The sequence below is a fragment of the Methylomonas albis genome (genome assembly GCF_014850955.1).
Taxonomy (GTDB): Bacteria; Pseudomonadota; Gammaproteobacteria; order Methylococcales; family Methylomonadaceae; genus Methylomonas; species Methylomonas albis.
In genome coordinates, this window is record NZ_JACXSS010000001.1 from 1,064,872 (window position 1) to 1,089,653 (window position 24,782).

Here is a 24,782-nt window from a genome sequence, read left to right on the forward strand (position 1 = left end):
TTTTCCCGCGAATTGCCGAAAGAAATTTCAAGCGGCCCAAGGGCAGAATTTGTCATCCGCCCTCAAGAAAACACCTAAGTAGTCGATGACTTAGGCGAGTAGGAGGAGTGGTCATGAAAGCGTTTAAATCAATCTGTTTGATGTTGATGGTGTTAGCCATGACGGGTTGCGCGTCCGTGGGCGGTAAAAGTGCCGAAGTGCCGTCTGCCGGAAAAACGCTGCGCGCCACGGGCTACAGTCGTTTCGATGATAGCGGTAAACTGGCGGTCAATCAACGCTGGTTACAGGCGCAACAAGCTGCAAAACTGGATGCCTATCGCGGTTTGGCGGATTTGCTGTATCAAGAAAAATTGGGCAATCAAACTACTGTCGGCACTCAGGTGATGCGTGACGAGGTCTACCGGGTTTACCTGGATAGTTACTTGCGCGAAGCGCGCGCTGCCGACTATCGGACGGTCAGAGACAGTTTAAAAACGACTTTGGAATTGCATCTTAGTCCACGTTTTTACCGTTGCATGTCTGGCGATACTGCTTTGGCTGGTCAGTGTCTGCAGGAGGATAACAAGCTGGCATTTACCAGACTGGGCTATAAAACGGCAACGGTGACATCGGCTAACTTGGCTTGCGGGGCACGCGATTGTAGCGATCAATATTACGTGTCTGGCTTTTCCAAAAAGCCTAACGTCGTGGACGATACTTTGCTGGATGCCGGCCTTTACGATGTGGAATGGATTGCCAATACCGGCTTGCGGACGATATTTCAGTATTTGTTGATCAACGGATTTTATAGTGCCTTATAAAAACTTGCTAACCGTGGTAATGATCGCTTCCTTGGTTGCATGCAGCAGCGGCAACAGTAAGAGGAGCGGCGACGAAAATGGCGTGGCAGTATCCGGCCAGCAGCTTAGTGTGCAAGGCAGTGCGCCAATAGTGGGTGGTGGTATTGAAGAAGCCCGTCGTGCCGCTATTGACGTGGCGGTGAGTAATGCCTCCCTGCAACTTAAGCGCAACAATAGTTCAGCGATGTTGGTCAGCGACATTAAGGTGGTCGACGAATGGCAGGATGCTGATTTCTATCATGTACAAGTGCTGGCCGTGTTGTCCGACAAGCAGCGTTGCGGTTCGCCGTATCGGAAGAAAATCGTCGCCACCGGCTTTCCAGTCATGAATTCCGATCAAATCAGTGGGACCGAAAGCCAGGATTTATATAGCGGCATCCCCAGAGAAATTAATAACCACTTGATGGAAACCGGCGATTTTATCGGCCGTAATTTGACCAATATCTCGTTGTATAGTCGCCCCGATACGGCGCCGGAGATACGTTTTGCCGAGAGCACCGGCGAAGCGGTTATTCAGAATATCGCCAAACAGCAGAATGCTCAGTTTGTGTTGTCCGGTGTGATTCGGGATTTTCGGGTGGAGTCTACCGAATATGTGCGCGGTAGCGGCGCGTTGGCGGATTTAAAATCCATGGTCCGGGATTTCGTTGGCCGACGCAGTGTTGGGATTGATGTATATGTTCACGACGGATTCAGTGGCGCGCTGTTATTTCAACACCGTTACACCGAATCGATTGTTGGCGATGTATCGTTACCCAACGGATATACCGTTGGCAGCGAGCGTTTCAATGATACGCCGGCCGGGCATACCATCAGCGAGATTATCCATCAAGCCAGCGAAGACATTCATAAACTATTCGGCTGCTATCCTTTTACCACTAGAGTAATACAGGCTGGCAACAATCGGATCGTGATTGCAGCTGGCGCCCAGGATAAAATCAAAATCGGCGATAAGTTGATGATTTATTCTGCGTCAGCCGGTGGTGCAGCGGGAGCGGGCTTGGGGGAATCGCAAGGTATCTTGACGATCACCGACGTTAGTGCGACTACTGCGGCGGGTACTTTGGATTCAACGGCTGTTAGCGGGACGGTAAGGCCGGGCGACTGGGTGAAAAGTTTCGCTACGCCTTGATGACGGGCGCATCACTCAAACCAAGCAAACGCTCGATGTCCTTGCTCATGCCGGCTGGGGTATCTATCGACGCATAGCGTTTGAAAACCTTGCCATCTCGGCCGACCAGAAATTTGCTGAAATTCCATTTAATCGCATTAAAACCCAAAATCCCCGGCGCAGCGGTTTTCAAATACTCAAAGAGCGGGTGAGCGTTGTTACCGTTGACATCGATTTTTTCGAACATCGGGAAACTGACGCCATAGTTAAGCTCGCAAAAACTGGCGATTTCTTGGCTGTCGCCGGGCTCCTGCTGACCAAATTGATTGCACGGAAACCCCAGAATCACCAGTCCGCGGCTTTTGTAGGTCTGATATAAGGCTTCCAATCCACGGAATTGTGGCGTGAAACCGCACTGACTGGCCGTGTTGACGATTAGCAGCACTTTGCCGCGATAATCTTCTAAAGATACAGTTTCGCCGTTAATGTTAGTGGCCGAGAATTGGTATATGTCATTCATACTGATTATGGTCCGTTATGGCATTATTTGCGTTCATAGAGCACCCGTTACAGGCGCTTTTCTTGAAGTATCGGTACCCTGCTCAAGACGGATAGGCGAATTTCACCCGAGCTTACCTTCGTTCATGAAATTGTCAAAAATATTATTTTGACAGAAGACACGCTATTCGCGCCGTTTGGCATTTGGAACGGTTTTAGGCTTGATGAGCTTCAATATCATGCAAAATATGGGGCCTCGGTTATTCTCTTGCGGGCCGACCGGGCCCATAGTTGCTTGACTGTACAGGCAGTGTTTAGAAATCGCCGGTGATTTCTAAACACTTATTGTGCGGATAGCCCTTCTTGTAGTTTGGCTTGTAGCAAACTGTCGTAGTGGCGTTTCAAGACAGAATCGGTAGGTGGAGCGGGTAGTTCAGCTTCAATCTCGCTGCGTAACTGATCCTGGTCGAGGGTCTGTACTATCGAATCTTCAGGAAGATCTGCTTTAGCGCTACTTTCTTGCCGGGCCGTTGCAATTTTATCCAAGGTTTCGTGGTGACGGCGCAGCACGGAATCGGTTGGATAGGGATTGCTAATGGCGTCTTTTTCTGCTTGCAAGCCAGTTAGATAATGGCGTTTTAATACGGAGTCTTCGGGTGGATTGATGGCCGTGGATTCCACTGTAAGCGGAGCTACCGGTTCTTCGACAACGGAAGTTGCGATTGAAGCTTGTGGTGCGGGTTCGGCAATCGGTTCCGGCATAGGCGTCGGGGTTGTGCCCGGTGCATTTGTTTGCGAATCCGTAACCGCAGTACTTGACGTTACTTGTTGGGAAGGCGATGCGTGATTGTTGTCGAGCATCTTGATTAAAGGTTTGAGCTTGCCTTTCCAGGCTAGCCAACTCAACACTGCCAGTCCTACAATTATTAGAAGTTCTATCATGACTTGTCCCCCGAATACGGTTATTAATCCAATTGAGTAACACCTGTGCGTTACCGATTGGCTTTTTAGGTTTTAGTTTTCAGTACTTACATTCCGCAGAATGGTGGTAGCGATGCGATTAAATCGCAGCGCTTTATACCATAGATCGTTGAAATAGTTGATGCATGGAGTAATGTGAGAGGGGTATGCGGTCGATGTTTCCGGTGGGTAGATAGGCAGTAGCCTTAGAGTTTTGCGATTGTCAGTTTTTTTTACAATCAAAAATGACGAATTACCGGATCAATGGACTTTTAGATGGTTCTGTAAGCATTTGACCACATGGTAAAGGGATTTTGCCTTGCAAGAGTCTCTATATTTTGGATTTGGCGGAGCTGTGGCTGACATAAATGTAGACAACTTAATGATAATATTCGTATTTTATTGGTTTCGTGTTGAGGTTGGCTATTAATAGAAATGTAATAGTTGTAATCAAATGCTGACGTAAAAATTTACAGCTCCCTTTGTTTTGGATTGTTTTGAGATGGCATGTCATTGTCAAGATTATGTTTTTTAATGTAAATTTTGTTTTGGCCTTTTATTTGCCTTCATTTTTTTATGGTTTCGTGGTTTTTCTTACGAAAACTCAACCAAAGAAACCATTCAAAGGTTGTACGGAAATTTTATTTTAGGGGGAGCTATGAAAAACAACATTATTAAACACATGCTTTTGGCGGGGTTATTATCGTCAACAGCTATTTTTGGAGCAGTTGCGCAAGCAGCGTCTTTCAACGTAACGGGTAGCTTAACAGGCGATCCGAGAACTACTAATCCGGATAATTTATTCATCAACGTGGGAATCAGTGTCGTTAACAACGTAGCCAGTTGGACAGTGGACATTAATTCGCCTCTGCATCCAAATGCAAAGCTTGACGAGTTTTATTTCAACCTGGGGTCCTCGGTCAATGTTGCAAGTGTAGCTTTTGGGGGATACAACCCAACTGGTTGGGAGATTCAAACCCCGGCAACAGTCGCTGGCGGTGGAAATTTCGTTCCTACTTTTTCGTTTCAAGCGCTCGATCCAGTTGAACAACCGGGACCGCAAGTAAATGCTGCGAATGTAACCAATGCCGTGAATTTGTTGTTTACTGCAACCTTGAGCCGCAATTGGACTTTAGATGACTTCTATACTGCAGCGGCATTGCAAAGTTCGGAAGCAGCTTTACCTGCAGGTCAATTAGGCGCTCATTTGCAGTCACTGAGTACTGTTGGTTGCGCCGGCTGTTCTGATAGTGGCTTCCTGGTAGGTAACTACACACGTGATGGTGGCGGTGGCGGTCAAGGTAGTGTGCCGGAACCGAGTGTTGTGGCTTTGTTAGGCATGGGATTGTTGGGTATGGGCTTATCTCGTAAAGCTAAAGCCTGATTGTCTGGTTTTTTTACATGCTTAAAAACGCCGGTTAAACCGGCGTTTTTTTTATCCACTAATTGTTTTATAGATTGATCAATATGGGTTATCCCATTTTTGCGATTGTGATTATGAAAGCAACGTCACAGTAATGGCTACCCATTTTTTTTAGACTTTTTTCCAAACAGAAAGCTGATTCAGCAACTGAATTTAAGATAAAAAATCAGCTGACGTCTGAAAGCCTCAAGGCAAAAAGCTAGGGATGAGGTTTTTGAGAATTGAATATTTAAAATAAAACCAGGGGAACAGCTATGAACAAAAAAAATTTATACCTAAGCTTAGGCGTTGCACTTCTGGCAGTGCCTGCGATCATTTATCTTGACAGATATTTGCGCGAACAAGAAATTTTGCAAATAAATCAGGATATGCAACAGTTGCCTGCGTCTGCTGGTAACGTCGCTAAAACCTGGAAGCCGGGGCAAATTTTAGTTAAGCCCAATGCAGGTCTGTCCGATGCGGAATTTGAGAAAATTCTGCGTGGTAATCAAGGTAAAAGTAGCGAAAGAATCGGTAATTTGCCGGTTCATGTCGTTAGCGTTCCTGAGCAAGCGGAAGAAGCGGTGGTGCGGGCTCTATCAAAAAATCCCCATATCGAGTTCGCGGAGCTGGATATGGCTCAGCCAATGAGTACGACTACCCCCAATGATCCAAACTTTGCCGGCGCGTGGCATTTAGCAAAAATTCAAATGCCTGGCGCATGGGATGTTTCCAAAGCTGATGGCATTACGATAGCTGTATTGGATAGCGGCGTTGATGGTTTGCATCCGGATTTGGTGAATCATATGATTCCGGGCTGGAATGCTGTGGACGGCGGCTCTGATACCACTGACATTAATGGTCATGGTACAGCTGTTGCTGGTACAGCAGCAGCTGTCACCGATAACGCTGTGGGGGTTGCCGGTGTAGCCTGGAATGCCAAAGTGATGCCAGTAAGGATTACCAACGATTCCACGGGATACGCTTATTGGAGCGATATAGCACGTGGCTTGAGTTGGGCAGCAGATAATGGGGCCGATGTCGCGAATATCAGTTACGGGGTGAGCGGTAGTTCGGCCGTGTCATCCGCAGCGCAGTATATGAATTCCAAAGGTGGATTAGTGGTTGTCGCGGGCGCTAATGATGGTGTAGACCCCGGCTATGTAGATAATCCTTACATGATTTCTGTGTCCGCTACAGATGGTAATGATGTTAAAGCCAGTTGGTCTGACTACGGAGCGTTTATTGATGTCGCGGCGCCTGGCACTTCTATCGCCACGCTTTTAAGAGGTGGTGGGTATGCCAATTGGAACGGGACTTCGTTTTCTAGTCCTGTAACTGCAGGTGTCGTCGCGCTGATTCAAGCTGCGAATCCCAATTTGGTCGCTGCGGATGTGGAAAAAGTATTAAAGAATTCTGCAGATAAAGTATCTGGCGTTAATTTTGATCCAAACTATGGTTATGGCCGTATCAATGCTAACGCAGCGGTGCAATTGGCTCTCAATACAGTGGCTAAAGATACTTTGGCACCTATGGCTGCCATATCATCACCTGGTGCCGGATCTGTGGTAAGTGGATTGACCTCGGTCGCTGTGAACGCTAGCGATAATGTGGCGGTTAGTCAGGTTTCGTTTTACGTGGGCGGTAAATTGGTGGGAACAGATGGCACAGCGCCTTACACATTTAGCTGGGATTCAACGAGTGTGGCAAACGGCAATATCAATTTAACAGCGGTAGCTACTGATTCATCTGGGAATCAGGGCTCATCAACCGTAGTGACGGTGAGTGTGCAAAATCAAACGACTGTAATAACCGATCAAGCACCTCCAACCGTGGCTATTTCTAACCCAACGAATGGTGCAAAACTGAGTGGGAGTGTAGTGAATATTTCTGCTGCTGCTAATGACGATATTGCAATCGCTAAAGTACAGCTCTATATCGACAGCAAATTGGTGTCGTCTACGACGAGCAAAACCTTGAGTTATAGCTGGAATGTCAAAAAAGTGGCTACTGGCAGTCATTCTATCCAAGCGATTGCCACCGATACCTCCAATAAAACGGGTGCCGCGAGCATTCAAGTAAGTAAGTAGCTTTCGTATAAAAAGCTGCTAACAGTTTTGTTGGCGGCGTTATGAGTCTAATCAAGACAGGGGCGTTTCTGCCCCTGTCTTGTTATCGAACACGTTGCCATACAGAGCAAGCACACGCATCAATCAACTCCGGCACGTCTATTCGCGATTCGATGCCTATCATTGAGACTAGTCGTACTGCAAGGTTTTGCGACGCAATCAAGATTATCCGCCGTGTCATCCGTTACAATAGCCACTGTTCCTGACCCCGATTCTCCCTATATCAATGAACGACTCTATTATTTATACGCTGGATTTTGACGGTGTGATTTGCGACAGTGCGATTGAAACCGCGATCACCGGCTGGAAAGCCGGCACTACTATTTGGCACGATATGCCGGACGTTGCGCCACACGCTATCGTTGAACAATTTCGCGAGGTGCGGCCGATTATCGAAACCGGCTACGAAGCGATTCTGATTATCCGGCTAATGTATCTGGGCAAGAGTACTGCCGCTATTTACGCCAACTACGCCGCAAAAGTTCAAAGGATGCTGGACGAAATACATTTAAGCGTCGACGATTTGAAAAAACTGTTCGGTGAGACCCGCGACAATTGGATTGCCTGTGACCGTGCCGAGTGGATAGCCAAGAATCCCTTATATCCGGGTGTTGCTGAAAAACTGCGTCGATTGGGACAGAGGCATTTGTGGTGTGTGATTACCACCAAGCAAGAGCGCTTCGTAAAGGAAATCCTCGGTGCCAACAACATCGAATTGGCTGGAGAACGGATTTTCGGGATGGACCGCAAGCTCAGCAAGCCGGAAGTCCTGAAAGGTTTGAAAGCCCAGCATCCGGGTCAACCGATTTACTTCATTGAGGATCGCCTGCCTGCTCTGGAGGGTGTGCAAAAACACCCGGAGTTGGCCGATGTGAAATTATTCTTTGCGCTATGGGGTTACAACCTTGCCGCAGACCACTCCGCAGCAGCGGGGCAAGCAATTGTGCTGCAGCAGTTAGAGACTTTTCTCAGCGACAGTTTGGGTGTCGTATAAGCCGCCGAATTCAGTAGCGGTATTCCAAAACACTGTTGGTGTCGACGCCGGCATTGTTCAAATAATAGTAGCCGTCGCCGTGGCTGACAATGCGTTGGTAAGGTAGGGTGTCCAGTTCGGCCAGATAGACGATGGCGTGAGTTTTAATCAGGCAATACACTACGTCGCCTTCCCGCAAAGCCATACTCTGACAGGCACCTGGCGTAATTTCCACCAATAAGGTCCCACCACAATCGACTTGCACAATCAGGCTTTCGCCGCTGGGGATGATCGCGCAGATCCGGCCCTTGAGCTGATTTTGAATGGATATGCCATCGATATAAGCCCGCGACAGCGCAATGTCGTTGGCACGAATCGATACCTGGCTTTGGCTGCCAATTGCAAACTGCGGGCGTAGCGGCAGTGCCAACGGCAGACCGAAACTGTCCCCCATACTGCAACCCGCCTGGTAGTCGTGACTGCGTATGCTGACTGGCAGGATATTGTCGATCTGGCGGATACCGAGATAACGCAAGATACCTTGTTGTTTAGCTACTTCGCGCAAGGAACCGCTGCGCAGCACCTGGCCGTGTTCCAGCACGATCAACTGGTCAGTCAATTCCAGAATTTCACCCAGCGACTGGCTGGCATACAGTACCGGCAAGCCGAATTCGTCTTGCAGGCGTTTCAAAATCGGCAGTAGTTGCGAGCGGTAACCATGGCCGATAGCGGCAAAGGTCTCATCCAATAACAAGAGTTTTGGCGACTTCAGCAGGGAACGGGCGAGCGCCACGCGCTGACGTTCGCCAACCGAGAGCCGTTCGATAGGCTGATCCAGGTTGGTGCCCAACTCCAATAAATTGATTAAATGGTCCGGTTTGAACAGTCGGCGCTGCTTGAGGGTTCGGTAATAGGCGGCAGTTAGATTGTCGCGCACGGTTTCGGTGGCGTCGGCGCAATCGATCTGCAATACCGCGCCTATCGGTCGTTGTTCGCGCGGCATCACAATACCTTTGCGGCTGTCGAACAAGATTTTGCCGTCCAGCGCAATATGCCCGCTTTGCGGCTGGATGGTACCGGCGATCAACCCCAGCAATGTGCTTTTGCCGGCGCCGGATTGCCCGAACAGGCCGACGCTGATGTCGCCCACCGATAATTGCGTACTGAGGTCGAAATGACCGCGACGCAGTTTGACATTCATTTCCAGCAGCATGACCACCTCCGGTGGTTAAAGCCAACCCGGCCTACTTGGCCGGGTCGAACACTCTAATTAGCCTTGCACGCCGAGGATCACCGCGCCGGCCTTGAATACCGCTGTGGCGGTTTGGCCTTTGCGCAGCCCCAGGGTTTCCACGCTATCGTTTGTGACGGTAGCCGCTATTTTGTCGCCACCGGGCAGGGCAATATCCACTTCGGTGTTGACCGCGCCGGGCTTGACGTCAGTTATTGTGCCTTCCAGCTGGTTGCGGGCGGAAATCCGATAACCGCCAAAATCGGTGACGACGATCACTTGTGGTGCTTTGACCAGCGCGATGACTTTCTTACCGGTTTCGATTGCCAAGTTTTCAACGGAGTCCTTAGTGATCGAGGCGACGATGGTTTCGCCGCCTTTTAAGCCAACATGCACCTCGGCGTTGACGGCACCGATGATGACTTGATTGACGGTGCCGGAAAATTGGTTACGTGCACTTGTTTTCATAGTAATTCCTAGTGAATTGTGGGGGGAGTCCGTATCATAACGGTATTGAACGGAAAATTAATTTACAGCCGGTAAGGCATAACCGTATTTTTCGATGATCGCCAATGCCGGCGGTGATTTTAGAAACGCCAGCAAAGCTTGAGCTGCCGGGTTTTCGGCGCCGGTTTTCAGCAGTACAGCGTCTTGCAGAATGGGGCTATGCAGGTTTTTCGGGACGATCCAACCGGAGCCCGAGCCAATTTTGCCGTTCTCGATCACTTGCGACAAAGCCACAAAACCCAGCTCGGCGTTGCCGGTACTGATGAATTGATGAGTTTGGGCGATGTTTTCGCCTTGTACGAATAAGGGTTGCAGTTTTTCCAATAAACCTTGGTTTTTCAGGACTTCCACCGCTGCCGCGCCGTAAGGTGCCAATTTCGGATCAGCCAGAGCCAAATGCTTGAAGTCTCCTTTGCTGAGAATTTGGCCTTGCTCGTCCACATAACTTGGGTTGCCGGACCAGAGTACCAATTTACCGATGGCATAAGTAAAGCGGGTGCCGGTCACGGCCAAACCTGATTGCTCCAGTTTCAGTGGGCTTTTGTCATCGGCCGACAGAAACACCTCAAACGGCGCACCGTTCTCAAATTGGGCGACGAATTTACCGGACGAGCCGAATGACAGCTTGGCACTATGGCCGCTGGCTTTTTCGAACGCCTCGGCGATCTCGGTCATGGGTTTGGTAAAGTTAGCCGCCACCGCCACCAAGGTGGTTTCGGCTTGTGCTATCGCGCTCAGTGCGGCCAGCGATAGGGTCAAAATAATCCGGTTTAAAGCGATAAACGCCATGGTATTTCTCCTTAATAATAAACTGATCGGTAGCCGTTAAAAGCGTAATTGGCTCTGCACGTAAACATAATCGACGTCGTCTTTAACAGTTGGTGCCGATGGCGCTCTTTTAGCAAATTCGCCCTTGAACAAATGCGCCCAGCCGGTTTCGAAGTTCAGGCTGCTATTGAAATCCCAACGCGCAGTCAGTTCCAATTGTTGACCGACAAAATCACCGCTGCGGCCACTGGTATCTTGCAAACCGGCGGCGGTCCAGCTGTCTTTTTTGGATGCTAGCCAATAAAAACGGTGACTCAGGCCAAGCTGCACATCGTTGCGTGGCGCGGCAGTGATGCGGTAGCCGGGGGTGTTGATGTTGGCGCGGGCGAACCCACCGTAAATGCCGGTGGCGCCAAACTCGAAACGCCGCGCGCCATACAAGGTGTCGAAGCGCTGATCTTCGTTATCGTTGGGATTGTTGTCGCCGCTGGCGTAGTCGTATTCAAACGCAAAACGCGGTGACCAAGGTATATCGAAGGTGTAGCCGACATCGGCATGCTGGTACCAGGCAGCGTGGTTCAGATCGCGGCCGTTATTGGCAGCAGTGGTTGAGCGGACGGTACCAAGTTGGCCTATGGTTTCGGTTTGAAAGTCGAAATTGGCTTTTTTGGGTTTCAGGTAAAATCGCACGCCGGGTGTGAAATAGCGGCGGTTGCGGGTAGGATTGCGGATACTGTCGCCTTCGTCGAGATGATACAGATAAATATCGCTATTGACGCCCCAAGCCACGTTATATAGCTCGAGAAAGCCGCCGGAAAACCAGGTGTGGGTGTCTTCTTCGTCGAATTCGTGGACCTCGTTAAGAATATCGGCTGCGGCGGTTGGATAGCGGTTGACCGGCATTGTTACAAAGCCGGTAAATTGCCAAGAATCGTAGCCCAGCAGCCTCAACTTGATCCCGGTAAAACTGTTGATATCGTTGCGCATCGCGTTACGGGCAACTAAGCGGCGACTGCCCAAGTTTAGAGTTTGCCGCCCGGCCACAATTTCAGCGCCGATACCGCTGTAAAACAGGTTTTGGTCTGCCCAGGCCAGGTAACCTTGCAGAAAATCCGCTTCATCGGAGTGGGTGTTATTTACGCCGGAACCACTATCAGCACCTAAAGCGCGCGCATCGAGAAATTCTGCGCCGATTCTGAATTTAGCGATGTGCGCTTGCAGCCATAGCGCAGTTTGCAAGGCAATTTGCTGATCACCGCCCCGGCCGTTGGCTTTGAAGTTGCCGTCCATATTTTCGTAACGAGTCCGTTGCTCTACAGATGCATCCAGCCATTTGGGAAGATGTAGCGCGTCGTGCAGATTCCAGACCGGCTTTTCGTATTTGTCGTTGCCCAGCAGGGCATCTTGCATCTGACTGGAAAATGCGGCCATGGACGGCTTGCTGTAGGTTTTGACTTCTGCGGCTTGTATAGGGGTGCCAATCAAATAAAAGCCGGTGGCGGCCATGGCACCGAATACGCGTTTAACGCCGGCTGATCTTAAGTTGTTTTTTCGCATGGTTATGACCAAATCGTTTCAGGAAATTATCGGATTCACGGGGCTGCTGTTTCCATAAACGAATATGGCGATTTGTGTAGATAAGGACGTAGTTTAATTCGTTGTGTATAAAAGTAAATAACGAAATCGACAAAGAGCTTATTACGTTTGGGTAAACAATGTCCGGTGTGATCATGGATATATCGTCTGCCTCATGTGGCATTCCTCCAAATCTTAAAGGCCGAGATTAGTAAAATGGCCGCCAATATGGGTAATAGCATGTTAACGGAAACATAGAATAATAGCTCGCTACCGAAAAAGGCGCCCGCTATCGAACCCAATGACATCTGTGCGATAAAAACCTTTTGCTGCGCCAGTACCGAAAAGCTTTGATGGCGGCTGTAACGGCCGAAACCAGCCAGCATAGTCGGCAGGCTGATTACCAACGACAGGCTGCCGGCAATTTTGATGTCCACCCCAAATAACAGCACGATAGTGGGAATCAGCAATTCGCCGCCGGCCACGCCCAGTAGTGCTGCGACTATGCCGATGCCATAACCGGCGATACAGCCCACTACCGTTTGTTGCCAGCCAATTAACCAAGCCGTGGCCGTTGATGCATCGTGAGCGCTTAGCAAAGCCGCCGCTATACCCAGCAATGCCAGTGCGATGATCCGGTACAAGGATTTGGATTGCAATTGGCTGGCCCAGCTCGCGCCATGCCAGGCGCCGATCAGGCTGCCGGATAACAAGGTTACGATCACGTCGGCGTGTGCAGCCAATTCGCGCAACGGCACATCCGCGGTACGGAAAGGCAAAGCACTGGCGACCACGATTAAACTCATGGCTTTGTTTAAAATCACCGCTTCCAGCGCACCGAAACCAAACAGGCCGATTAACAAAGGCAAGCGAAACTCCGCGCCGCCCAGGCCTATCAACCCGCCCAGAGTGCCTATTGCCGCACCGCCGGTAAAGGCGGAATAGGGTTTAGGGTGTTTGGCTTCTGTGTTCAACATAGTGTCTTCCATTCTTAAATAAGGTGATTTTTGAGAACATTGGTAATGCCAAATATGTCGTTCGCTGAGCGGACTTGTGCTGAGCGAAGCCGGAGTAGCCAAAGTAAACGGTTGACTTCGGCTCCGCTCAGTCAACGGAAAATTGCTTGGTTTGGGTACGTTTATTTCCATAAATCGCCTAAATCGGTTTAACCGCCGCATCCTGGTACGCCGTTGCGTATATCGGTAATGCTGCATTTGCCAAAGCCAACCACTTGGCTGTCAAGAACCGCCACCTTCGCGGTTTTTTTTGCGCGTTTATCGATAGTTTCCTCCTCCTCGTCGGCAAACGGTTTGCCGGCCGCGGATTTCGCCGCAGCCGCAGCGGCGGCATCACCGGCGATCATCGGGTTGCTGACTTGGGCAGCGGCGGCCGGCGCTGGGTTGGCGATTTGAATGTTATCTATGCCTCTAACCGCACCGGGCAAAATGACTTTGCCGCCGCCGATTCCGGCCTCGCCGGCATCGACGTATCCGCGCGGCGTCACCAAATAAACATTACCGATGCGTTTGCGATTAAATCCGGATTGCGCGCGAATCCCGCTGCCCGACACCGTGGCCGGAAATACCACGACCAGATTGCCGTTGGCGTCCAGGCTGATGGTCGGTTTGGGTGTTGAAATAGCCGATTTTGCACCGCGGCCGGCGTCGATATTTCCCTCCGACGACCAGGCCGTGATGTCGCCGCCGTCCAGCGTAAACACTCTGGATCGATTGACTTGCAAGTCGTTGTTGACCAGGATATTGACGTTACCCTCGCCTTGTACTACTACGCCCAACTGATCTTCGCTTTTCTGCCCGGTAAATGCCGAAGCCAAGCCCACGTTGATCATGCCGCCGGGCGCTAGTAAATCGATGTCGCCACCGTACAGCGTCTGGATGCGGCTAAAAAACATCCGGATATCGCCCGACGGGCTGTTCGGAAACAGGCGGGCGATGGCAGCGTAACCGCGTTGGTAGGCGGCGGCTTTTTCGTTGTCCGGCAAGCTGGCGGCGGTGACGGCCGTGGCCCTAATTTCCGTGAACAAAATATCTAATGCCAGCGCCAGCCGGCCGGCTGTGCTGGTTTGCCCGTTCAGTTCGGCCAGGCGATCCCGGTAAGCGCCGTTGGCGACATAGACATTCAGAAAATCCTCCAAGGGCCGGTTGTCGCGCTGCAAGCGGCTGCCGGCCAGGACAATCACGTCGGCGCCGGTTTGCGGTAGGGCCGAGTTCAATAAAGGCCCGACCGTGGTAATGCCCTCGGAGCTACCTAGATCGACATTGCGTCCCGCCCAGATATTCAGCAAACCCGGACCCGCCAACTGAATGCCGCCGGGAGAGCCTTGCACCGCGCCAGTGACAGGATCGCGCAAAATCGGAAACACAATGTCGCGGCCAGCGCTGATAGTCGTGACATCGCCGGCATTGATATTCTGGATAGCCAGGCTCAGGTTGTACAAATCCTGTCCGGCCCAAATCTCGGTAGCCTTGGATGCCGCTACTAACGTGTCGCCAATCCCGGTAATGTTGCCGTTTGCCGCAATGATGCGGTTGCGACTGGTGTCGTTACGGTGGATCGCTTGGGTGGCGTGTACGGTGGCAGCATCGCCACCGAAAGGCGTGGTAAATAGATAACGGGTTGCACCGGAGACTGTCGTGGTTGGTTGGGCGGCAGACAGTAATCGCGCCGGATCGACATCCAATTGATTGACGCGGGTGCCGCTATTGTCGTTACCGATGGTAATATCGCTATTCGCCAGTAAATCCAGGCTGCTCTCGGCAGCCGGATATAGGGTCATCGAGTTGATGATGTTTAAACCGCCGCTCAGCGCCGTAGCGCTAAGATTGCCTGGGTATAAGCTCAGCAGCGGATAGTCCTCGCTCGTCGAGATTGCCCGGCCGGTGGGCGATGCCTGGTCGAATATTTGGTAGGCTTCAGCAAGTGGCTCTACATCGTTATGCAATACCAAATTACCGGCCAGGGTTTGCAACTCGATGGCGCTGTCGGCGCTATAACTGCTGAAGTACGATGTTTTGTCCAGGAATTTGGCTGCCGGTAATGAAAACGGATTCAGCACCGTCCCCACGTCGATACCGCTGCCGGCATGGACCTTGAATTGGGCGTCACCCAACGCAAACACCGGGCCGGCCGTGTATTGGCTACCCCCGGTGATGGCACCGCCGGCTTGTATATCGGCAGTGCCTTTATCGACGTAAAACACCCCTCCGGAAATGTCGCCGTCGGCGCGTACCTCCAAATTGCCGCCACCTTGCAGTTGCCAACGATTTTCGACGATCAAACCGTTTTCCGTAGCGCCGACCGGTTTTGCCGAGGTGGGCAGCATCACCGATAAATCTTGAATGTCCGCGCCGGCCTTGATACTGACATTACCGCCGCCCAACGCGCCGATGTTCTCTCTAAAACCGAATTTCAAGTTTTGAATGCGGGCGTTTGCGCTATTTTGCACGACCAGTCCGTCGAACATTATCCCCCAGGCTGTGGCTCTGTCTTGGCTGGTAATCCCATTACTGGGATCCCAGTTCCCGGTACGTTGCAGCCAGTCGGACATGAATTGCGGACTGGCCGCGCCGACGATATTGCCGCCGGCATTCAAGCTGACGTCGCCACCATCGAACGGATATTCCACAAAAAACGCCGCGGCGACCAAGGCATTGCTGAAACTGCCCCAGCGCTCGGTGTCGGTGGCGCGGCCGGCGGTGTAAATGGTCGATGTGGCATCGCTCAGGGTAATATCGCCGGCTGCGGCGCTAGCGATGTCGCCGGTGCCGGTACGGATGCTGGTATTTGCCGCGACGGTTAACGAACCGGCCTCGGCCGACGTTTGCGTGGCCAACGGATCGGCGCTGCTTAGATCGGCGCCGGCCACCAGGTTGTAATTCCACGATTGGCCGGTTTGCAATACCAGTGTTCGCAGCCAATTGCCGTTCACACCCAGCATGTTGGCCAGCTGGCTGGCGTCGTACAAGGCAAAGCCATCGCTGAGCGTTTGGTTTATCTGCAAATTGCCGGCAGCCCGCAGAGAGAGTGCGCCGACATGACTACCGTTATCGAAATGCCAACTTTGGCCTTGCGAGTCAGGAAAGGCCAGGTCCCAGCCGTTATGAGAAATCAGGCTGCCGGCAATATTGCCGGGGTTGTATCTGCCATTGGCCGGGCCGGCGTTCGGAAAAATCCGCACAAATAGAGTACGGAAAGTGGCTGATTGCGGGTTGGCATCGAAATAATAACTGCCATCCACCGTTAACAAACTGCTGGTGGCTGCGGTTAAATTGCGGACCACACCGTTACTGCCGGTTTGCTGTAGGGCGCTCACCACGCCGGCTGCATCCTGTAGCGAGCTTGTCCATATCGAGCCTGACTGTTGCGTCCAGCTCCTGCCGGTCAGCGATTCGCTCAAATCCAAGGTCAAATCGCCGCTGCTGACTATATCCACACCCGGCTGTAAATTAAAACCGCCCAGGCGTTGTTGTAGGTCGGCATTTCCTGCCGCCGCGTTCAGGTATTGCTGGGTTTCTCCGCGCCATGTGCCAATTTGGCTATTGCTTAGCGGTATGTCTTGGTAGTGTGCGGTCGCGATGATATTCAACGTATGGGCGCCCAGCACACTGCCGGTGGCTATCGATACCGCCGCATCATCGTTACCGAGCTGGTTGACCACGGCTTCGACGCTGCCGCCGGCACCATTCGCCCCGCCGGAGACATCGATCGTGGCGCCGGTGGCGACAGTCACGCCTTGATCGCCGTCCTTATCAGCATCCAAAGATGTTAAAACCACCGAACCACCTTGCTTGCCGGTTGCGGTTGATGCCGCATTGAGTTTGGCGCCGGCCAGGATATTCACGCTGTCGCCAGCCGATAACCGCATGTTGCCGGCCTGCTGGCCGCCCACATCCAAAGTGCCGAACACGTCCAGCTTACCGGTATCGACGCTTAGATTGAGATTGCCGGCTTTGACGTAATCGCCTGCGGCGACAGTCAGGTCGCCGCTACGTTGGCGGATGTTCCAGTCGCCGTTAAAGCCGGCATTCGCCAGATAGCTGTTCAACGCGGAGAAATTAGCCTGCGAAACGCTTGTGTCGTCCATGTTGATATTGCCGCCGCTCGCACCTTGATAGCCCGTGCCGCGTATCTCGCCGGCCAAGTTTAAATGTCCCAATCCGGCAAGCAGCGATAAGCTGCCTGCATCGCCGCCGAGCAGACTACCGGATACATCGAGCAGCGAATCGGCAGTCAACGATAGATCGCCGCTAGCGGATTTCAAGAAAATGCTGCCGCCGCCGGTATAGACATGGTGGCCGGCCAGATCGACGTTGCGGCCACTGGTGTCTATGCTGCCGGAGATCGTTAGATCTTGAGCGGCTTCCAGTTTAACGATACCGGAGGCCAGTTCAATGTGGCCTTGGTGGTTGATCTGTTCGGCCGTGACACTTAACCTGGCGCCGAGAGCGTTGCTGCTCGCGGCATTTCCTGCGGCCAGTGTGGTCAGATCATGGTTGCCTAGGTTTAACGAGGTATTGGCGCCGGCGGTAGCGGTCCAAATAGGGGCGGCGATTGTCACATCGCTGTCGGCAGTGATATGTGCGGTGCTGCTGTTGACGATGGCGTTTAGGCCGGTCAATGCCACGTTTTGGAAACCGGACCAGACGTAGTCGCCGCCACCTAATGTTAGGCTGTTGGCGGTCATATTGAGTTGGCCGCTGCCGGTGGCGGCCAACGCCGCAGCCGCACTGCCGCTGTTTTTAAGGGTGATGCTATCTGCATTGATGGCGGCAATCTGCTGGGTGTTGCCGTAGCCGTAAAGCCCCGTGGCATTTAAAACCAAATCTTTTAATTGCAGATTCAAGTCGCCGGCAATATCTATGGTACTGAAGCTGTTCAGCGTCAACTTGTCTACGCCCAGCTTGTTTAAGGTGTCTGCCGACAATCGCAGTCCATCGGTGCCGCCGGTATCACCCAGGGAGATGCGGCTGGAACTCAGGGTTAATTCCCCTTGACTCATGGCGATATTGCCGGAAAAACGTGTGTCTTTGCTGGCATCCAGTAATAGCGAACCGGCACTGGTCAGGGTTGCGCCACTGGCAATCTCCAGTGTGCCGCGCTGGCGGGTTAACACGTCGGCGGCGCGCACCACGCTGGCCTGGCTACCCGCCGACACCCTTAATAAGGCGCCATCGCTGCTGCCATCGGTATTGACGACATTTAGATCGGTGTCGGTGCGGCCGAGTGTTCCTGCGCTGGCTAGCGTTGCGTTGCTAGCTACCGAGATTGTATCGCTCGCTGCCAGCAGAATTTCCGGGGCTTGCAAATGACTGCCAGCCGCTATTGTCACGGTTTGCGCACTGACTGTTAGTTGGGTTTGCGCGCTGCCGCGACTACGCCGGCCGCCAAGTAACAGGCTGTCTACACCCAGGTGGTTCAATTCGTCAGCGAGCAAGAGTACCGTGCCGGGATCGACGCCGACACTTCGGCTGCTCACCACGGCCAATCTATCCGCGCTGATGTCCAACATGCCGCCCAGTCCGCCCGGCGCGGCGGTGGCACTGATTTGCGCGGCCATTTGCAGGCTGTTGCCGGCTAACAGGCTGAGATTGCCGGCGTCTTGCGGTAGCGAGTCGTTCGCGAAGAAATTGCTGGCCGTCGTTTCCTGATATTCGGAACGGCTGCGGGCGATAGCGCCGGATTCAACGGCAAAACCCGACCAGCGGCTGTCGGCGATATTCGTCCCGGCCGAATAACGGTAGCCGGCGACGATACTGGCACCGTCGGTACGTAAATTCTTGGTGCCGGCCGCCATATCGGTTGTATTGGCTTGCGGGGTAATCAGGTAGGCGCCGGGCAGCAAGGCATAGTGCGCCGGCAGCAACAGGTAATATCCGGCCGCCAAACCGGAGTCGGCGCTGAGATAAATGCTGTCGCCGGGGTTCAGTCCGGACTTAGCGAATTCCAGCGGATCGAAGGCGGCAAAATCAGCGTGATAGCTGGGCAGCACCGCGTAATTTTGTTGGTAGCCCGCCGCTGCGGAATCCAAAGTATCGATGCTGCCACCCGGCCCGGCGATGAACTCGAAAGCCGACAAATCGCCGCCGCCGTTTAAGTTGACGAGCGCGCCGCCGGCCAGATCGATGTCCGGTGCGGATAGGGTAATGGCTTTTTGCGGCGTGCCGTTTTGGATGTTGTTGTACGTGCCCAGCGGGTAAATCCAATCCAGCCCGCCCTGGGTACGGCCGAACGGAATCACGATACCATCGTCGTCGCTGACCGATGTGACGCTGCCGGCGGCCAAGGTCAAGGACTTGTCGGCCTTGAGAGCGATGTTGCCGAACGGCGCCAATAATACGCCGCGGCTGGAGATGTTAGGCGCGGTGATATTTAACTGGCCGGCTGCCGACAGCGGCGTATACCAATCGCCGACGCCCGGCAGAATATCGATCAGACCGTTCGGGTTTAGCGCAGCATCCAGCTTCAAGCTGTATTTGCTGAGCGTGGTGGGATAGATTTGCCGGGCGCTCAAACTAAGATTGCCGCTGAGGCTCAGGCCGCCGATCAAGTCGGCTTCGCTGTTGGGATTGATGCCGGTTAAGCGGATGTCGCCGCTACTGTTCAGGCTGGTTTGGGCAAAGCCGGCGATTTCGCTGGAGCCGAACAAATCGATGAGCTTGGCGTTGATGCTTAGGCCGGCATTGCCGATTGCGGCGCCTAGATTACCGTGAGCGGCGCGGTTCCAGCTGGAGCCCAGGCTAAAGGTGTTGCTGTTTAAAATCACTTGGCCGTTGCCGACGTGGCTAATCAACGGCGCATCCAGTTTAATATTTTGCGCCAACGTCAGGCTAAGCTCGCCTTCGAAACGGATCTCGCCACGCTCGGGGCGATCAGGGGTATTGGCATATTGGTCGGGTTCTATCACTGACGCGGCTAAGCTTAGCGAGTCAAAGCCGCCTTGCTGAATTTGCCGGACGGATAGATAGGCCTGGCCCTCAAAAGTATCGGGAATGCCGTTGGCGGTCAGTTGCGCAGCGTCCGCTAAGCCGGGTAGTTCGGCGGAAAAATGGATCACCCGATCTGCCGTCGTGAAGATTTGACCTTCCGGTTCGCCGCGGTGTTGGGCGTTTAATGTCAGGCTTAGCGTGCCGCCGGCGGCGGCCGAACCGGTTCCGGCTGCTGTACTGCCCTGGCCGGCCCGTCCCAGTAGTTGGCCTTGCAATAGCATGCCTTCAGCGGCTGTCAGATTTATCGTGCCGCCGGAGGAGGCCAGGGTTTGCCTACTTTTGCCCTTGGCATTCACAATATCTACCGTCGCCTGGCTACCTGATACGTCCATGCGGCTGCCGGCGGCTGTCAGGATATAACCGCGCTCGGCATTTAAGTCTATCGTGCCGCCGGCCAGCACATTGCCTAACGCCAGTTTTTGCGCATTGGTCGTCCAGATTGTGGCGCCGGCGGTATTCAGAAGGGCGTTATGGCCCAAGGCGATTGCCTGCTTAGGGTTGTAACCCGTATCCAGCGCGCTGGGCGGACTGCTTAGTTGTAAGCTTATTTTTCCTGCCGGTGCAATCAAAGAGCCGTCGATAGATATGTTGGCGTCCGACAGTAACGAAAAATCGGCGCCCGGATCACCAATGATCGCGGCATTGCTGTCGATGCGAATGGCCCGGTCGGCAACGTAACCACCGGCTATGCTGGCGTTATGGCTTAGAGTTAAGTTGAGATCGACGGCATCGCGGATATCGTCAGGCAAGATCGCTAGTTGCACCAGCGAGCTTAAGTCGCTGCCACTGACGGCCTTGATAGCCGTGGCTTTTAGTTGCCAGTTGCTTTGTTGTAAATGGATTTGGGTGCCGGCGGCAATAGTTAAATCGCCGGCGTTGGCGGTCAGCCGATAGCCGCTGAAGCCTCCGGATTGCAATAGTGCCGGCGACAGATTTAGGACATGCGGGTCGCTACTGGTGCCGCCCAGTTGGATGCCGTTGGTGGTAATGCTCAGCACGCCGCCTTGCTGCAATGCGTACGCGGACAAAGTCGCGCCTAGGCTTAACACGCTGGGCGCCAGGCCGGCGCTGACCAAGTCGATATTACCGCCTTGGCCATTTTGGGTCTTGGCGGTGGCGTTCAATGCCGCGCCGGCGTTGGCGCTTATTTTAGAGCCGCCATCCAGCAGCAGATCACCCTGGGCTTGCAGCAGAACATCCCCGCCATCTATCGTCAAGGGCTTAAGTGTTTGCGCACTTTTGCTATCGATAAGGTCGTTGATCCAGCTGCCGCTGCTGTCGATAACGCTGCCGGTGGCCAGATGTAATCGGCCGCTCAACTCACGGGTGGGGTCCAGGCCGCGCCGGGTTATCAATGCTATGTTGCCGGCTTGGGCCTGGATATTTCCCAAGACCTCTATTTCGCCGGCTTGCAGCGACAGACTGCCCGCCTTGGACAGGCTTAAGCTAGTGGTTTGCGGTATGCTTAGTTTGCCGCCGCTGCTGACGGTCAAGTGGTTTACGCCTTGGGCGAACAATGCGCTACTTAGGTACATTGGCACAGCGGTATCTAATGCGGCGCCATAGGCGTAGCCGGCACCGTTAATAAACACGATATCTTGTTGGTGTTGATTGGACCAGGCGGTGTCTATGCTCAAGGTGCCACCGCTTGCCCATTTATCGGCGGTACGCTGGTATGCGCTGTTGACGGTGTCGGCCAGTAAATTGCCGGATAAACCCAGGTCGCGGGTTTTGATAATCAGACTGCCGGCATCGCCGCCTTGGTAATATTCGTTTTGGTAAAACGTGCTGCTGAGGATTTGTTGATAGGTGCGGTTGGGATCGGCTGTGGCGATGTCGAAGATGGCGCTATTGGAGCGCAGTTTGCTGGTCGTTACCTTGCCGGCCAGATAGTGTATGGAGCCGCCGGAAATATCGATGTCCGCGCCTTGTTGGACGATGACTTCGCCTTCCGATTGCAATTTGACGCTACCGGCGTCTATGTTGCGTTCTTCGATGCTATGTTGCACTTTCTCCAGTGCGCCGGAAATATCCGCCAAAGTGGTGCCGATACGGCTATCCACCTGCACGGTTTTGCCGTGCAGAAAACCGGTTTTTTGCAGCGGGGCGTCGCGCAGTTCGTTGTTGCGCAGTTCCACGTCCACGATGTTTGCCGACATCGGCAATTCAACATTTTTCACGCCGGATACATCGATCTTGCTGCCGGCATCCAAGATGATGCGGCTGGCATTGTTGGCTGAGCTTTCGTTGAGCGGATTGTATGGAGTAGCGCTGGCCGTTAGACTGACGTCCCCGCTGTGAGCAACGATTTGCGCACCGGATTTCATCCGGATTTGCCCAGCTGCCAAGTCTATTTTGGATTTTGGCTGGGCTTGGCCGATAACAGCGCCACCGGCGCTGGAGTCCAGTGTTACCGTCGTTAGACTGCCCGATTCCAGCGTCACGCTGGCCTGTATGCCCAAGCCGTCGTCCGTGGCCGATGCTCTGGAAGTGCTGAGTGGCTTGAGTCGATAACGATTGTTGCTGGCCTCCAAATTGGCACCTTCTCGAGCCAGCAGGCGAACGCTGCCGTTCAATGCCACGGAGGTGCTGGCCGAGATCACGCCTTGCTGGGTCACCGCAAATCCCATCAACGTGGTATTGCCGCGTTCGGTGAGAATCTTACCGACGTTTTTTACGTCACCGCCAGTTTTTACTTCCACTAGCAGGCCCCGCAGATTGTCGTCGTCGGTTTCCTGCAAATACACCTTGTCGGTGGCTGCCGCCAAAATCACCTGTCCATCCGACGCTGAGATGGTGCCGTGATTTTCCACTAGCGGCGCGGCCAAAATCACCCTGCCACCGGAGGCGGCGGCAATTTGCGCGCCGGGCTCCACCAATATGCGGATTTTCTCGCGATTGCCGTTCCCGGTGTTGCGATACACGGTACCGTCGCCAGCCAGTGCCGCGACCGGTTCAGTGTTGTTGGCGCTGGCATTGGCGTCGACCACTTTGCTGATACCTTGGGCAAACACCTCGTCAGCGATTTTCAGATTGGTGGCCACCAAGCTGTTGGTGTTGACCGAAGCGCCGTTGCCGAATACGAAGCCGTTGGCATTGACCAAATACACTTGGCCGTTAGCGCTCAGGTTGCCGTAAATCTTGCTGGCATCCAGCTGGTGAATGTTATTCAGCGCAACCGACGAACTGCTCGGTTGCGCGTATTGCACGCTTTTACCGGCGGCAATATCGAAACTTTGCCAATCCAGAACCGTTTTGTCGGTGGTTTGGTTGATGGTTAATTTTTCGCCGTCAGCGCTATAGCTGGCCGAGGCATGACCGACATTGATGCCGGGGTGTAGCGCCGGGCTGGTCAGGTCGGCAATGGCGGCGGGATTACCGGCCCCGGCATTTATTGAAACCGGCAGGCTAGTGTCCGCCACCGCATCCATTACGCCGGACACCAGCAATACACTGCCTGTCAAAATCCTGCGGATACTGACGCGAAGCGATGTTTCATCGATGGGTATGCTGATAGCTAGCGGATTCATCAAGAATTGCCGATATGTATTGGAACTATCGATATGGTTACTCGTTTACATCGAAATTACAAGCCATCGAAGCGCTTTAAAACAGCCAATTGACAAGGATATTAAATTATGTAGCGCTATTATGACTAATAATTACTCTTAAATTACAAATATTGTTTCCTTTTGGTGAATAATAAATTTACGGATTTAATTTGACCTGCATCACAAAACTCGATTACGTTATGCCCACAGGGAAATAACGGTTGGATGGCTAATACTGATCGAAATGGGTGGAGTTGTTCGAACGACAAGGATATGTCGAGAGGCGTTTGGGTGATGAGTGGCTAACGGGACAGATGTCCCACTACATTAAATTTGAGGATATGTATGAAAAATGTGAAACGGCAAGGTTATCAGTTGGCGGCGGCTATATGTCTGATGGCCGGTATCAGTAATGCGCAGGCGGCGATTAACAATGGTGCCTCGTCAATTCAAGCCGGCGGTACCGGTTCGGCTGGCGAGTTGTATTTGAACGTCTGGGATCAAGCTGCCTCAACGTCTTACAGTATCGACTTGGGCGTGACGGTAGGCAATTTCTTGAGCGGTAACTTGCCAACTACTTTCGGGCAGCTCGATCAGCGTTTTATCAACTGGGCGGCTACCACCAGCGATCCGCTGATATTCAATGTAGCCGGTAACAATTCGTATGTGCCTTTTGCAAATTCTGCCAATGGCGTTTTGTTAAGCCGTAGAACCGGTGCCACCGAACCGGGCGGCATTACGCTGAGTACTCTGGGAACTTGGGAAAGCCGGGTCAGAGATAGAGCCAATGCACTGAACATCGCCGAAGTTGCGCAAAACCCCGGCGCTACCGCGACAGACTATGCCGCCAACCTCAGTGAGGTAACGACGACCGGTGCATCCTCTTATTTTGGTTATACGTTTTGGACCCAAAACATGGGTATTAGCGGTTGGAACGGCAGCGCAAAGGTCAGAAATAGCGGTGTGGAAGATGAAACACTGGATTTCTACTTCGTTCATTCTCCGGGCGGTACTGTCGGTACCAGTACACGAGCTATATTCGAAAAGTTGGAGGGCAAGTTCAGCCTCGATATAGCTGATGCCAAACTGGTTTGGACGCCCACGGTCACCGCCGTGCCGTTGCCTGGTGCGGTCTGGTTATTCCTGGGCGGTTTGGTCAGCCTATTGAGGCTGCAAAAACGCGCCGTTGCTGCAGTTTGACCGTATCTATTATCTATATCTAGGAGTTTAAA

14 protein-coding genes are annotated in these 24,782 nt (G+C 52.9%); 6 read left to right on the top strand and 8 right to left on the bottom strand.

The window, feature by feature from the left end; genetic code table 11:
- Positions 1-113: 113 nt before the first annotated feature.
- Together EBA_RS05090 and EBA_RS05095 are read left to right on the top strand one after the other, a co-directional pair.
- Entirely contained in the window at positions 114-800 is a 687-nt protein-coding gene (locus EBA_RS05090; RefSeq protein WP_192373649.1) for a hypothetical protein, read from the top strand.
- Positions 790-1,971 (top strand): flagella assembly protein FlgT middle domain-containing protein, encoded by a 1,182-nt coding sequence (locus EBA_RS05095; RefSeq protein ID WP_192373650.1) that lies wholly within the window; start codon positions 790-792, stop codon positions 1,969-1,971. The genes EBA_RS05090 and EBA_RS05095 overlap by 11 nt, the downstream gene beginning before the upstream one ends.
- Here EBA_RS05095 and EBA_RS05100 read toward each other — a convergent pair.
- A complete protein-coding gene (locus EBA_RS05100; protein WP_192373651.1) occupies positions 1,961-2,470 on the bottom strand; it encodes a glutathione peroxidase in 510 nt (169 codons plus the stop codon). The genes EBA_RS05095 and EBA_RS05100 overlap by 11 nt on opposite strands.
- 320 nt (positions 2,471-2,790) lie before the next feature.
- Positions 2,791-3,390, bottom strand: a complete 600-nt coding sequence (locus EBA_RS05105; protein WP_192373652.1) for a RodZ family helix-turn-helix domain-containing protein — start codon at positions 3,388-3,390, stop codon at positions 2,791-2,793.
- Positions 3,391-4,066: 676 nt separating this feature from the next.
- Between EBA_RS05105 and EBA_RS05110 the strand changes: the two genes are divergently transcribed.
- The 3 genes from EBA_RS05110 to EBA_RS05120 all read left to right on the top strand — a co-directional run bounded on the left by EBA_RS05110 (position 4,067) and on the right by EBA_RS05120 (position 7,933).
- Positions 4,067-4,792 carry a PEP-CTERM sorting domain-containing protein gene (locus EBA_RS05110; RefSeq protein WP_192373653.1) on the top strand — a complete coding sequence of 242 codons (726 nt, stop codon included), beginning with the start codon at positions 4,067-4,069 and terminating at the stop codon, positions 4,790-4,792.
- A gap of 293 nt (positions 4,793-5,085) precedes the next feature.
- Entirely contained in the window at positions 5,086-6,900 is a 1,815-nt protein-coding gene (locus EBA_RS05115; protein WP_225615918.1) for a S8 family serine peptidase, read from the top strand.
- Between the two features lie 265 nt (positions 6,901-7,165).
- Positions 7,166-7,933: an HAD family hydrolase gene (locus EBA_RS05120; protein WP_192373654.1), complete on the top strand. Its 768-nt coding sequence runs from the start codon at positions 7,166-7,168 to the stop codon at positions 7,931-7,933.
- A gap of 10 nt (positions 7,934-7,943) precedes the next feature.
- Here EBA_RS05120 and EBA_RS05125 read toward each other — a convergent pair whose 3' ends face one another.
- The 6 genes from EBA_RS05125 to EBA_RS05150 all read right to left on the bottom strand — a co-directional run bounded on the left by EBA_RS05125 (position 7,944) and on the right by EBA_RS05150 (position 23,529).
- The gene (locus tag EBA_RS05125; protein WP_192373655.1) at positions 7,944-9,125 is read right to left on the bottom strand and encodes a molybdenum ABC transporter ATP-binding protein; all 1,182 of its coding nucleotides are present in this window, start codon (positions 9,123-9,125) and stop codon (positions 7,944-7,946) included.
- A gap of 57 nt (positions 9,126-9,182) precedes the next feature.
- Positions 9,183-9,611: a TOBE domain-containing protein gene (locus EBA_RS05130; protein WP_192373656.1), complete on the bottom strand. Its 429-nt coding sequence runs from the start codon at positions 9,609-9,611 to the stop codon at positions 9,183-9,185.
- A gap of 57 nt (positions 9,612-9,668) precedes the next feature.
- On the bottom strand, positions 9,669-10,439 hold the full coding sequence (gene modA, locus EBA_RS05135; protein ID WP_192373657.1) for a molybdate ABC transporter substrate-binding protein: 771 nt from the start codon (positions 10,437-10,439) through the stop codon (positions 9,669-9,671).
- Between the two features lie 36 nt (positions 10,440-10,475).
- The gene (locus EBA_RS05140) at positions 10,476-11,975 is read right to left on the bottom strand and encodes an alginate export family protein (protein WP_192373658.1); all 1,500 of its coding nucleotides are present in this window, start codon (positions 11,973-11,975) and stop codon (positions 10,476-10,478) included.
- Positions 11,976-12,166: 191 nt separating this feature from the next.
- On the bottom strand, positions 12,167-12,970 hold the full coding sequence (locus EBA_RS05145; protein ID WP_225615921.1) for a sulfite exporter TauE/SafE family protein: 804 nt from the start codon (positions 12,968-12,970) through the stop codon (positions 12,167-12,169).
- Between the two features lie 188 nt (positions 12,971-13,158).
- A complete protein-coding gene (locus EBA_RS05150; RefSeq protein WP_192373660.1) occupies positions 13,159-23,529 on the bottom strand; it encodes a filamentous haemagglutinin family protein in 10,371 nt (3,456 codons plus the stop codon).
- A gap of 366 nt (positions 23,530-23,895) precedes the next feature.
- Here EBA_RS05150 and EBA_RS05155 point away from each other — a divergent pair, with 366 nt between their 5' ends.
- Positions 23,896-24,750, top strand: coding sequence for a hypothetical protein (locus EBA_RS05155; RefSeq protein WP_192373661.1), 855 nt, complete (start codon positions 23,896-23,898; stop codon positions 24,748-24,750).
- Positions 24,751-24,782 lie beyond the last annotated feature (32 nt).